This is a genomic window from Neobacillus canaveralius, from assembly GCF_047237705.1.
GTDB lineage: Bacteria > Bacillota > Bacilli > Bacillales > Cytobacillaceae > Neobacillus > Neobacillus niacini_K.
Genome location: NZ_JBDFLL010000001.1, coordinates 2,763,472 through 2,776,875, shown reverse-complemented (window position 1 = coordinate 2,776,875; position 13,404 = coordinate 2,763,472). Strand labels below are relative to the sequence as shown.

At 38.9% G+C, this 13,404-nt stretch carries 6 protein-coding genes and 2 pseudogenes; 1 reads left to right on the top strand and 7 read right to left on the bottom strand.

The window, feature by feature from the left end; all coding sequences use genetic code 11:
* Positions 1–1,030: 1,030 nt before the first annotated feature.
* The 6 genes and pseudogenes from ABC255_RS13990 to ABC255_RS13965 form a co-directional block, all read right to left on the bottom strand.
* Positions 1,031–2,314, bottom strand: coding sequence for a TIGR02679 family protein (locus ABC255_RS13990; protein WP_412994341.1), 1,284 nt, complete (start codon positions 2,312–2,314; stop codon positions 1,031–1,033).
* Positions 2,307–6,419 carry a TIGR02680 family protein gene (locus tag ABC255_RS13985; RefSeq protein ID WP_412994340.1) on the bottom strand — a complete coding sequence of 1,371 codons (4,113 nt, stop codon included), beginning with the start codon at positions 6,417–6,419 and terminating at the stop codon, positions 2,307–2,309. The genes ABC255_RS13990 and ABC255_RS13985 overlap by 8 nt, the downstream gene beginning before the upstream one ends.
* Positions 6,406–7,619, bottom strand: a pseudogene (locus ABC255_RS13980) (TIGR02678 family protein). The gene ABC255_RS13985 and the pseudogene ABC255_RS13980 overlap by 14 nt, the downstream one beginning before the upstream one ends.
* Positions 7,558–9,065, bottom strand: a pseudogene (locus ABC255_RS13975) (TIGR02677 family protein). The pseudogenes ABC255_RS13980 and ABC255_RS13975 overlap by 62 nt, the downstream one beginning before the upstream one ends.
* Before the next feature lie 730 nt (positions 9,066–9,795).
* A complete protein-coding gene (locus ABC255_RS13970; protein ID WP_412994339.1) occupies positions 9,796–10,077 on the bottom strand; it encodes a hypothetical protein in 282 nt (93 codons plus the stop codon).
* Between the two features lie 17 nt (positions 10,078–10,094).
* On the bottom strand, positions 10,095–10,424 hold the full coding sequence (locus ABC255_RS13965; RefSeq protein ID WP_412994338.1) for a hypothetical protein: 330 nt from the start codon (positions 10,422–10,424) through the stop codon (positions 10,095–10,097).
* Positions 10,425–10,568: 144 nt separating this feature from the next.
* Between ABC255_RS13965 and ABC255_RS13960 the strand changes: the two genes are divergently transcribed.
* The gene (locus ABC255_RS13960; protein ID WP_412994336.1) at positions 10,569–11,252 is read left to right on the top strand and encodes a hypothetical protein; all 684 of its coding nucleotides are present in this window, start codon (positions 10,569–10,571) and stop codon (positions 11,250–11,252) included.
* A 716-nt stretch (positions 11,253–11,968) separates the two neighbouring features.
* On the opposite strand, the gene ABC255_RS13955 is transcribed toward ABC255_RS13960, so the two are convergent.
* Complete coding sequence (locus ABC255_RS13955) at positions 11,969–13,381, bottom strand: hypothetical protein (RefSeq protein WP_412994334.1); 1,413 nt, start codon at positions 13,379–13,381, stop codon at positions 11,969–11,971.
* Between the last annotated feature and the right edge of the window lie 23 nt (positions 13,382–13,404).

Sequence of the window (13,404 nt, the reverse complement as noted above, 5' to 3'; positions counted from 1 at the left end):
AAAAGCTCATCATAATCTCATTTAACCTAAATCAGGAATAAGGCATACCTGATTTTCCTTTTCATCAATAGAAATAGTAAAAACTACATCGGTATCGATATTACTTATTCTTCTTATTTCTGCCGGTATATGAATGGTTCCTTTTTGATTATAAGTACACTTATTTTCATTTTCAAAACCTGCTCTACTTGTTAATACTATTTTTTACCTTCTATAAATATATTGAGCCTGTCACCTACTTCAATATCTAATATTTTACTAAGAGTTTTAGGAATGTACAATTCTCCAGTTTTACTCAATTTAACTTTATTCAATTCAATCCCTCCCTGAGATTTTTTGATCGGCTAGATGTAGGCATTCCTTAGTAATACTAGAATTGAAAGTGCGGGCTCTAAATAATATCAATGAGCCTACATTCAAATATTGGAGGCTCGTTCATTTTATTTATATTCCATACGAAGGGGTCACCAATTTCATTACCAAGGAATTGATTCTATACTCTTCCGTTTCCGGAGTATACTCGGGCGCTTCCAACTCTTTAACCCCGCCGGGAGATTCGCTTGCGGCATCAAAATTAAACAAACCTCTATTTAAAAACCCTGATGGGTGAATATCCCCTTTTAAACAATCAAGTAAACAAAAATATTATAGGGATTTTAACAAACAAGAAGGATCCATAAAAGGTGACAGGCACCATCCATTTTTTTGGATGGTGCCTGTCACCTCTATCAGATATGATAAAATGAGACATAAGAAAAGCCAGGAAATATCCAATAATAGAATAGTTTCTGGTCTTTTTTTCAGTATAAAGTGCTTTCCTTGTTGCACTAGTTTAACTCCATCTAATGAATTTTTACCAAGGAGTATCACTAGTATTTTTCTAAAGAAATCACTTGTACCTTTGTAAAATCCACTAATTTAAATAAAATAAAAACTGATTTTTTCAAAATCATCTAGATTATTTGTCATCTAAAATTTGCAGAGGGAAAGTATTTCGATACCACTTTTAAATTTAATTAATCAGTACGCCTCAATGGATATTTTGTTTAATTTCACTTATTAAACTAGAGGTAATTGCTTCTTGATATCCGGCCATCTTCACGTCCTTCATCAAGCAAATTAATTCCATCCATTCAGGCGAAGAAACACTTTCAAGTTTGGAAATTCTGTTTGTAATATCCTCATTTGATACGCTGGCCTTATATGCATTTATATCCATATTCCATAAAACAATGCGGTCTTTGTACCGTTTTTTTAACCGGTCTGCAATGACAATACCTTCCGGGTCTAAATCTCCCGAATAATAAAGGGTACAGTCCGATTCCACAAGCTTATCCAATAATAACCACCCTGCAACTCGAAGCTGCCCATGAGTACAAATGACAGGAGCATCAGGGACAGCATCCATTATTGTGGAGCATACACTTGAGTTCTCCACAATCCAAACCTTCAGACCCTTTGCCGGCCAAACCCGCTCCACTTTTGTCAGTTCTTTCATCGGCAGGTTCATAACCATTTGTGTATGAACCGCTGCCTGCCATACGGGGTGAAGGATATCCCCAATGGAAGCAAGCAACCCTTGGCATGTTACAAAATTCCACAAATCATCTCGCAACAGTCCATACCCTCCATATAAATCATTCAATTCCTCCACATTCCTTGGCATAACCAAGTCTTTATTTCCATGAAGGACTTGATCCACATACATGCAATGAAGAAGCAATCTTCCCTCCACTTCGTTGCTGTCAAAGGAATGCGGATTTCCCGTTACTCTTTGAGAAAAGAAAGGAAGGCGTTCAAAGTCTCCTTGTTGTGGCAGCTCTTCAAACGCTTTGGACACCGTCACTAGTTGTTCTCTGAGTTTTGTCTTGTTCTGGTTATAAAGCGACCAAATCCATCTTGTATCCGTTGATTTCGAACTGATCCAATCAAGCCATGGTGATGAATATGAAATCTCCTGTTTAAGGAAGTCAAAAAATAATTCCTCTTCCTTTTGCTCGTGCACAAGCTCCTCTTTTTTTGTAAAGATAGTCTCCTGTAAGACTTCCTGGAGCAACTGAAGCAAAGAAAAGTCTGAAAATCCCGTATTGGCCAGTTCCTTTTCAAAATCAACCAATGCGACGCTCCCTTTCCGTTGCAATTGCTCCTTTGAAACACCAAGAAAACCGGCCAGGGACTCAATTTCGGCTTGATTAAAATTTTTCAGGCTCACTGTGCCTCCGACTCTTCCAAGCGAGCGGTATTTCTCTTTAAACATGGAAAATAGTTTGAGAAACCCAGGCTCTTTTTGGAAAACCTGAATTTTTTTATTCATTCATGACCAATTCCTTTACCTGCAAATAATCTTCAACTACAAGTGATCTTTGTTTCCCATCCCATTCATAGCGGATTACCGTTACAAAATCGGCATTTTTCGGACGGACCAATTCGCAGATGGAAAGACTAGAAATCGTATCATAGTCTCCCCATAAAGCTTGAGAATTCATAATATAATTAAAGCCGAGCTGTTCGACTACCTCGAACATATCACGGATGTTGTTTTCGTCTACTCCAGCAAAAGCTTCATCCAAAGAAATGATATACGGTGCCATTTCATCTGCTTCTTTATAGCGCGAGTACGCAGCAGTAAAGAGAGGAATATACATAGCCATTGCCTTTTCCCCACCACTAAATTTAAAGAAGGCGTTGTTGGTCAATTCCCGTTTGGGTTCGTTCACCCGGCTGTAGGAAAGCACGAAGGTAAACCATTTCCGATAATCTAACACCTCTTTCAATACCTGGTGTAGGGTTGAACCTTCATTCCGCAGCTGTATAAGCTCTTTTGCCTTCGCAATCCGGGATTGGAAATGCTTTGTAATTCGATTTAAATCCTCTTCACTTAAAAATTTGCTATTCCGTTGCAAGAGCTGAACAAGATCCTTTGTATCCAACTCCTGTTCTGATTCGGCTGTAAGCGGCTTCCAAGCAATCGAGAAAATAAGTCCCGATGAATTATCACGATCAGCCATAATTTGATCCATTTGCTTCACCCAGCTTTGTGCTCTTTGGATCCGATTCCGAAGAATGATACCCACCGAATTCAAGATGATATCCTCATACAGCTGACGGTCCTGCTCATCGAGCCAGCCTTTTTGGTCTTCTGTCTCTTTTTTTAATGCATTCGAAACATAATAGGGACTGACCCGCTGCCCATGGTACTCCAATTGGATGGTCCTTCTGCCTTTTAACTGATGCCATTCATTTTTGAACGGCTCAAAATGATCTCCATAATCCTCTATAAACCATTCTGGTGCCGGTACATCCTCTGTATACTCAAACATCCTGTATTCAGTTAGATGGGTCTGTTCATTAATAAATACTTTCGAGAGCTGTTCCAAAAGTTTGGAGCGGTCATATTTTGAAAGCACTTGTTCATATTGCGTCAAAATCCCATTAGCATCCGATGCATCAACAATTAAAAATTCCCTTTCAATCTCTTTTCCTACGATTTGCTCCCATAATTGATCCATGTTTGACCAGAATTGCAACTCTTTCCTAGCAGAGGTAAGCTTTTCGGTGCAGCGTTCTTGGTCTGCCTTCTTATTTGGAAGGGTTTCTTTAATGGTGTCGATTTGCTGTTCAGCCTCACTTAATAGGTGCTGCACTTCACGAATCCGCTGCCTGACCTCATCAATTCCTTTTAATTGCAAATGCTGTTCAATCGATCGGATGAGTGCTTTTAATTGTGAAAGCTGATCGCTTTTTTGATTTTGTTCCCCTTTGACTGCATCCATTTCTTCTTCAATTTCGCCTATTTGGTCCACTAAAAATTTTAATTGTTTTCTTGCATAAGAGACTTGAATTGAATTATTTTTAAATTCATGCAAATAGTCAACATAGCTTCCTGCAGCGGTTAATGAGGTGCCGATTTCTTCAATGGTTAATGAAATATTGAGATGAATTCCTTTGTCGCGAAGCTCTCTTTTTACCTGTCCATATTTTTCATGAATCTGTTTCCATTGTGTGTCGATTTTTTCAAGCAGTTCCTGCTCTTTTTCCAACTCTTGTTGTTTCTTTGTAATTTCTTCATAAAGTCCCAATAACTCACCATCATTAGGCATTTCTTTTTTCCAGCTATCAATCAGTTTGAGTTCCGTTTCAAATGCTCCCAGTTTACGATTTAGTTCTCCTAGCTCGTCTTGAAGTTGAAGCAGTTTTTCGGTCCATCTTTGGATTTCCTCGCGCTGGTGGCGTTTGCGTGATGCTCGTCCGATGAATTTCGAAGCCCCTTCGTTTGGAGCATGCCCCACGAGACAGCCGACTGAATACGAACCATCCACATCAACATGAAAACCGCTGCCATCTTTTTCAAGCGGTATGGATCTGAGCACTTCATCGACCATTTCCTTTGAAATTGGACTATCTTCGTCCAAATCAGGCATCAAATAATCAGCTAGGGTATAACCAAGCAAGCGCGGCTCTGGCACCAGGACGGCATCCTGTTCTGGTGAAAACGGACGATTCGTAATCAGGCTGTCCAACACCCCGGTCGTTTTCAAGGCGCCTTCAATCCGCTCCCGTTGCTCTTCTGTTACATGTTCCTGAAACTCGACGGCGGCATAAAATGGGACAAAGGCATATCCCTCATCCTTTAGCTTTCTGCGATGCTCTTCTGTCCCAATTGCTCTTTCGGGTTCTAGCATTTTCTGCGTTTTGATTCTAAGAAGTTCCTCTTCTGTTTCCTTGATTTCAGCCTGCTTTATGGCTAATTTTTCGTTTGTTAAAGACTGGTCTGTTCTGACTTTACTTTCATAAGTATAGATTGCTGAATACAGCTTATCACGGACGAGGTCGTACCGGTTCCTCTCATATAGTCCTTGCAATGCCCGAGCGATTTCCTGCTGCAGGTCTACAGAATAATTCAGTTTTGGATGCTCCTCCATCCACAGAAAGACATCACTTTCCAATTGTTGCTGCTGCGAGTCGAACCATTCCTGCAAATGGTCAAGTTCTTTACTATGTTCATCTACCACCTTTTTCTTTTCGGACGATTCACGCTGGAGGCGGGTATCTTCCTTACTTAACCGCTCCGCTTCTTCCGCCAGCTTTTCCAATGAAACCAATAAGGAATGGTGTTCCTTTGCTTCCTTTTGCCATACGGTAAAATCAAAGGCTTCCATTTGGGAACGAGTAAAATCTTCGACGTTTACTTCATGTTGATCAAAAGCAGCCTCATCCGCATCCCGGTTCAGTTCTTGCAGAAGTTCCTTGGCTTTTTGTTCATGCTGGTACAATTCCGCTTCAGTCGTTTCTTTTTCCCGCCATTTGGAATGCAATTTTTTATTTTGTTCATCCCACTTTTCCTGTAGCCGATTAGCTTCTTTCAATAGTTGGGCAGCGTCGTCTCCTTTTTTGGCCATCTCCTCCTCCAACGACCAAACTTCATGTTTTTGCAGCGAGCTTTTCTCTTGATCGGCTACAAATTTTTGTTGTTGATACTTTTGTAAATCGTTTTTTAGGCCGCCCATTTCTTGTTCCAATGTCTCAAATTGATTGGACAATTCCTGGACCTGCCTGACTGTTGCTTTTTTCTTTTGGCCGGCACGTTTCCATTGTTGCGCGCGCTCTGCCAAAATATATTGGTTGTAAGTATCATATGTGAATTCAAGTCTCTGAATTGAGTCGTATTCCCGTTCCAGCTGTTCCAATTGCTGGGCAGCCTGATCCATATTCTCAATCGTGTCGGAAAGAGTACGTAGCTCATCATCGGTTAACGGAGGCAGTGCTGATTCCAGGATTTCATAAATCACTGTTGGTTTAAAATCCTTTGATAGCTTTGGGCTTCTCAATTGAATCAAGAGTTTAATCAAATCGTCAAAAGCCTCAATGGAATTGAACCCAAAAACATATTTATTTACTAGCTCCATATAATCCCGCTGCGAATGGACGACATAGCCGCCCTGGCCAATCCGATTTTCCAATTCCTTTGCAGATAAAGGCACTTTTTCACCGACGTGCTTTTGTGCAAGATAAAAATCCTTCCCGATTCTGCGATTATCCGTTATGAGAAAATACCAGGATTTAATCCCTTTATTGCGTTTGGCCTGCATCCCGATCCCGGTCGTGATATATTGTTCAGAACCCTGTTTTTTGTATTCGATAAAAAGATAGCCTGTCCGTTCATCCCGATCGACCACTTCCTTCTCTCCAAGCAAGTAATCCTCCATCCTCCTTGCTTTTGAACCGAAAGGATCTAGCCGATCAGGTGATTTTTTCCCGTCGAGTAAAACCGGTAAAAAACTTTGCATCGTTACCGATTTACCGGAACCGTTCGAGCCCCTTAATAATAATTTCCCGTCATTAAAGTGGAAAATTTCATTATCGTAATACCAAAAGTTAAGCAACCCCGCTCGATTCATCACCCAACTATTGTTGTTCATCATCGTTTCCTCCTTCAAAATCCGCCGGGAATGTCCCTGCCAGCACCCCTAACAAAGGTTTTAATTTGATCAGTGAACTTTCTTCCTCTACATCAACCATCATCCAATCCTTCATCGCCTCAATTATTTCGTGACGGATGGCATTATTGGATTTCTCACGAAAATACTTCGACCAGCCCTGCTCATATTCTTTTCTCAATGCTTCGATTACCTTATTCATTCCCCCTTCAGTCATGATGATCTCCCCATTTTCTTTTGGACTAAACGTGTCAAGATGTTCATGAAGGTAGTTGGAAAGCTGAAGGATAATATCGGTCGATGCTTTTGTATTCGGATATATTTCCTGGTATTGTCGTGGCTGTGCGACTGATAAAAAAGCAGTATTTTTAAACACATGCAATTTATAATCACTATGATTTTCGATATCCTCCGATAAACGATTGCGGAAATTGCGAATATACAAAAAGTCAGGGTCCTGCTGATCGATCCGATGCAGGCCGGGGAAAAGAACAGCTTGCGGTACACCCGCTTGCGACGCTCATCCTCCTGATTCAGCCGCCAATCATTCTCCAAAAGCTCCTTCCAATTCTGATAGCTGACAAATTCGTCCGGATAAGAGCGCATGAAATAGCGGCTGTATAGGGTTGCTTCATACAGAACTTCCTGGTCTTCATTATGGTCAAACCGATTGATATCCCCATCAATCTGACGAATCAATTGAAAATCCATTAAAATTTTCACCGCACGAATCAGCGATTTCCGATGAATATAAAGGGTCCAGTCCAGTTTGATATCCCCCGGATAATCTGCCAAAATCTCCTGGCATAAATCTGACAGCAGGAACTGCTCATCGACAGACTTTCCCTCTAAAAACGAGAGGGCACAGCAAAAAATCGCATAATCCATCGGTTCCAGAAAATGATGAATCCCCATCCAGCGCTCCGGTTCAACAGGTATTTTTTCCAGCTTAATAAAATGCTGATGTACAATCAGCCGCAAACCGAATTTCTCCATCACATACTTCCTGAGAACCTTCTCCCGCTCCCGCACAAGCTGGTACCAATCCGGGTGTTCCGTTCGCAGAATCCAATAGTTATGGAATAATAGGTCCAGTCCTTGAATGGCCTTTTCATCAAATTCAAAACTTTGCTCCTGCTTCAACCGTACCACCTCCTTCTTCTTTAAATTCGAACAATGCATCTGGCATTTTCAGTCTTCCGTCATCTGACTCTAGTAAGATATAATTTTCCCTATCAATTGTTACCTTGACAATCAGTCCATAATCAGTCTTTACTTTACCGTCTTTACTTGCCATTGATTTTCCAATCCATCCCAGTAATACTTTTCGAATAAAGGGCTCCACTTTCGTTAATTGCGATAATTGAATCATGCCTTCCGTCGTGTATTGGTCAATAAGAGCACGCTCTTTCTGTCGTTCCTCCAAATATTGCTGTCTTTGCCATTTCTTTTTTTCTTCATTCGAAGTCATCGAGCCCGGCTTTGTTCTTTGCCGATAATGATTCGTCCGCGGCTTGATCATTAACATTACAGGTTTTTCATCCCATGAATCCGAGTGGAGGTTATCGGTCGTTCCCTCTTCCATTTGTAAATGCTGAATCCTCATCGCTCCAAACACTACTGATGAAAGCTTATGAGCCTCATCTAATGAACTGCAGCCGTTAAACCACTTGGCTAAATGAAGATAATCATTTTTTCTGCTCCGAAAATGCTGCTGCCGTTCTCCAATCCGTTGAACATATCTAGTCATTCTACGAATCATTTCATTCGTCTGCGATTGGAGAATCTCCAATTCACTCTGCCCGTTGCTCGATCCCAGGAACCATGCCTTAGCGACGCCCAATACTCTTCATATTCCCTCCGCCATTCTTCAGTGGATGAACTAACATCTTCCAACCTCGGAATCGCCTTTCGATGCTCAATTAATTTTTGAAAAAATAAAGATAGTTTTTGGGGAGTAAGCTCGTGCAACCGTTGCCCGATTTGAAGCGAAGTTTTTTGCAATGCAACAATAAAATCCCGCAAATAGGTAGTAAATTGGTTCTTATAAACAAGAAACGCCTCTGTCTGCATTCGTTGGTCAGTTTGCTCACTGTTGATATAAGCAATATAATCAGCTGTGCTTGTCCTAATCGTTTGAAAATAACGAAACACATCCTCCCACATGCGCATATACTCTTCCGGATTCTCCTTAAGGTCTGTATCCAATTCCTTTTGTAGGACCGTTAACGCCTGCAATAATCGGTCAAATTGGGATCGTTCAAGTGAACCCTGGAATGAGTCGCCGACTTTCTTTTCTAAGACTACTAGCATCCTTTCAATCTCAATCGTATAAGGTGTTGATTGATAGCGAAAACGCTTCTTCTTGTATTCTTCAACTGTTTTTGCGCTCGTCATATCTTGGCGTGCAATCAGGTTATTCCATTTCACCAATTGGGCCAGGTGCTGATGCAGCTGATCTTCCTGATATTCAGTAAATAAGGGAATCGATCGCATATATTCCAAGATTTCCTCTGGTGCTATAAAATCTCTCATTCTTTCATGCTGATGATAAAAATAACGCAAGATCGTTCGATAATGGGCAGCAGAATCCACAGTTAAATAGTTGGCTTCCACTACTTTCTTCATGATTATATCCACTCAACTCATCCTCATAAGTAGTCTATTATTACTATTGTAATGGAAACAAAAATTTGGATAAATGGAAAATATTTTTTTATTGGCAAAAATTTTTTTGGAGTACATAGAAATTTAAAAAATATAGCAGAATCCCTATTACAAATAGTAAGGGAAAAAAATTGAAATATTAATAGTTGCCTAAGGTTTATCAGGTGCAGAATTTTTTTAAAAACAAAAAAATGCACAGTAGACATTAATCCATGTGCGTTACTTTATGTATTGGTGGGACTGCATTAGGAATTGAACCTTGCAGCGACGACACGCGCCGCTCAAGCAGTTTTGAAGTTAGAGGGATGGTATTATTTCGAGGTGTTTTTTGATAACATATGTTGTCGAAAGTCCTTGATTTATAGGGATTCTCGAGCAACTTAAAATTATTTATTAATATTATTTTTTTTTTATTATTTGTGGTATGTTACCAAAATGTTTCCACACTACAATTTTATTTTTAGAGCTATTACTTAGTTACCCACAATATCTGCAGATCATCTCTTAAGAGTGTCTGCAGATTTTTTATTAATTAATGCAGAACTTCATTATAATGACTATTGGCGTAAATATTTGATACTGATGTACTGTTCACTTTCGAGAATGACAAAGAGATAACAGCTTAATCAAAAAGCAAGTGAAAAGCGGATGCTTTGTCGGCATCCGTTTTGCGGTTTTTAGATTATACTTTTTACAGAGCATCTTCCAACTCTTCTTCAGAGTAGCCGAAAGTGTAATCTTCATCTTTTCCATTTGAAGCCCAGATTTGAGCGGCATCATAAACGCTTAAAGATTCGCTTTCGTCTAAATCGTCGTCATCATCTAAACCATATCTGCAATTTGCGCAGTACATATCACTAAAAACGTATTTCTTAGTTAGACGTTCTCCGCATTGTGGACAAGGTGGAGTCTCACCAGTATATGCGTTTTCTTCTTCCCAACTTTTCCTTTTAGAAATATCCATTAATCCCATGTGGATACCCTCCCTCTTTAATTAGCCTCAATCGCTTCATCGGTTTCGCCATCGGGTTCTTGCATTACCTCATTTTCAGTAGCTGCTTGGGTAACATCGTAATTCTTTATGCCTTGTATAAGTTCCTTTTTGGCTGATTCAACTTCGGCGGTTGAGATGGCTTTTTCCTGAGCCAAGTAGTCAATTATTTTTCGCACACCGACTGTAAGGGCAATACCTCCGGCAAAAGCTACACCAACCCAAGGAAAAATCTTTTTTTCTCCGGACTTAACCAGTAGTTCGACAAGTTTTTCGGGACCACCGCATTCCTTTGCCATTTTAGATAGTTCTGCGTAATTCCATGCCATAGTTTTCCGCTCCTTTGATAATTCTAAAGTAGACGTTTATGTTCGCATTCGCTACAATCATTTTAACCATTAATGTCCGCACCATCAATAAGACAGACTGCGGTATTTTTGGCAAAAATGTCCGCAAATCGGGAGGAGAAGGTAATGGGTAACAAAAAGGCTCGGAAAGTACCCGTCAACAAAGAGCGTTTTATTGAAGTATTAAAACATAGAAACTGTAGTATTAGGAAACTCGGCGAAGCCTATGAGGAAATCGAACGTACAGAAAAAACAATACGTCGGTGTTTAGATGATGGGGAAATGCCGCCGGATTTGCTGGATAGGATTGCAAAATACCTTGATGTTCATCCAGACTATCTGTCAGGTGCATATGATGAAAAAGCTGACAAAATTGAAAATGAGTATTTACTCGCTCTTACTCGTTCTTTCATAAAACCAGAAAAATATCCTTACCTCTTAAAAGCCAAAAGCGATATAGGTTATAAAACATATTTTGAGAATATTCTTACCATGAACGATATCACAATGGAGCTATTCCAAACGCTTCCACCGGAGGAGCGTATAGTGTTCCGTCAAGAAATGGTTGTAGCGATTTTACGAGTCATTGCTAAACATTTTTCACATGATTCCTTAGGCAATAATTTAGCGGAAGAACTATCTTATTGCGAATCTTTTGTTGGGGATTTCGACCCATTCTCATATTTTGCAGGGTTAGAAGGCATCGGATTATCAGAGGAAGAACTTGACGGATTAATTGATGATGATAACTCCATGGCTGATTCTGAGAGACGTTTGCATGAAAAATATACAAGATTAGAGCAAGGGTAAGATCAACAGGCGAACGAAAATCCCACGGTAGCGGTTTCAACCGCTCTCGTGGGACTTTTGTGTTTCCAGCGGTTTAATGATTAAACCTCATTTACTTTTGATAAATTAGCTATATTAATAAAGTTAATAAACTACCATATTGATACTTCTTTTTACAATTAGGGATAATGGATAAGTCTATATAAAAATATAGAATTACCAGCTAGGAAACTCTTTAACCTACACAAATATACTATGAATAGCTTTTTTCATAAGTAAATAGAGAAGTAACTTAATGTAATTGCTCATCCTTTCTTACCCCTCAAACATAGCTCACTCTAATAAGTTTCTTTGAGTTAAACCATAATTAACAGCTTTAGGGAGACAATTATAAAATGTTTTTTATCGTCAAGAATTTCGTAATAACATAGTTCATATATGGGATTAAAACCTGATATCCGAACCTTCTAGACTAATAATTCCTGAATTAGAGGGGACAGAGGGACAGATTCTCTGTCCTAGTCCCAATCACTTCAAGATCCCCTTTTCCCTTAAGAGGTGGGACAAGGTACCTGTCCCCTCGTACCTTTGTCTGCAATTTATCGTCGTGGAAGTGGTGACACGCAACGTTGATCTCTCTTCAAAATGGCGGACATTTTTGCGGTATACTATCGCATATTCTGCGGACATCCTGGAGCCAACTAAAGTGCCAGGCACCTTCCATTTTTGTGTGGTGATTATTTGTAATCATTTACTATTTGCTCAATGTAATACAAAATTTGTGGCTCATTTGTGTAGGAATCATATGAAACATTTTGTTTTCTGGTCGTATGGATAAATTGTAATATTTCTTCATTTGACAATTTTGTTTGGTTGCTTTTAAAAATAAGAAATTCAATTAAGTTTTTCTTTTTGAAAAATGTTTGTTCTTCTTCATCCAAACGGGACTTTCCTAATTGTGATTTAATTTGATCCCCACGGCTAGCTAAGCTGAAAACAATATAATCATTAAAACTAAATAAACCATCTACTTGTGTATTTGCCCACTCATTATTTTTTATTCCCCTTGTATAATAATCAGGTACACTCCAATGATCTGTTCTAATTAGAGTCACATTCCCCATTTTCATAAATGGATTACCAGATGATATTTCTCCATTTTGTAAGAAGGGTACTTTTTGGCGTACACTCGCTGAGATAGTTAGAAGAACATGTTTCTTCTCTTTACAAATTTCTGCTGCTAATCCGTCAATTCCCCATTGTTGCCTATCATTTTTAGGATAAGGTAATTCAAGCAAATCCTCCCAAAATGTTGGATAATCAGAATAAAGATACCATCTTGTTTGCCCAATCGCTTTAATAAAGACATTTTCATTTTCTTGTTTTGTGAGGCAGTAGATTTCATTTTTATCCAACTTAATTATATCCAACCCAATTTGGACAACATCTTCTTCCCACTTTGTTTCGATATGTTGGTGAATCCCTGTTTTACTTAACCCATCTAGAAAAGCACTTCGAAAGCGATGTAATTTATTTGCAGGCTTATCAATCTCACGATTAGGATGATAAACTCCAAATATTTTTTCTAAGTATCTATAGTTAATAAATTGTACTTGTTGGTGTAGTTGCCTCAAGGCAATGTGAATTAATTGTTTTGGATCTCTCTTTTTATCATCTCTATGATTTTGGTAATCTGGGATGAAAAAAAGATTGATATTTTGAATCTTGTCATTCAATAAGCTATTAATCTCCTGTGTGACTTCAGATATTTTTGAATTTTTATCAGAATATAGTAGATGAGACTTCTTCAATTCCTTAAACACAAAGCGCAATTCTACCTCTTTATTAAAAAAATGAATTTTTACTTTTGTATTGGATTTAATACTAGGAAAAACTAGCACACCATTCTTTTGATCAACTACTTTATCCAGAAAGCATCCTACAAAATCATTAAAATGTTGTTGTGCTGCAGCAAACACATTTATAGTTAGGTGATTGATGTGACTAGGAACTGTCATATTTGAAAAAATAATATTTTCGCTCTTACCCTTCTTATCAAGTTTTGAGCTCTTTTGGGAAATATCCATTAACCCATCAACTTTTTTTAGCCCCTTTAACCTTGATGCAACTTCACGGTAAAATTCATTCATAATTTTAAGGAAGAAGAATAATA

Excerpts from the sequence above, each read along its gene's own strand:
- ABC255_RS13985 (WP_412994340.1), bottom strand. The coding sequence starts at position 6,419 with ATGAACAACAATAGTTGGGTGATGAATCGAGCGGGGTTGCTTAACTTT.
- ABC255_RS13960 (WP_412994336.1), top strand. The coding sequence starts at position 10,569 with ATGGGTAACAAAAAGGCTCGGAAAGTACCCGTCAACAAAGAGCGTTTT.
- ABC255_RS13990 (WP_412994341.1), bottom strand. The coding sequence starts at position 2,314 with ATGAATAAAAAAATTCAGGTTTTCCAAAAAGAGCCTGGGTTTCTCAAA.
- ABC255_RS13970 (WP_412994339.1), bottom strand. The coding sequence starts at position 10,077 with ATGGGATTAATGGATATTTCTAAAAGGAAAAGTTGGGAAGAAGAAAAC.
- ABC255_RS13955 (WP_412994334.1), bottom strand. The coding sequence starts at position 13,381 with ATGAATGAATTTTACCGTGAAGTTGCATCAAGGTTAAAGGGGCTAAAA.
- ABC255_RS13965 (WP_412994338.1), bottom strand. The coding sequence starts at position 10,424 with ATGGCATGGAATTACGCAGAACTATCTAAAATGGCAAAGGAATGCGGT.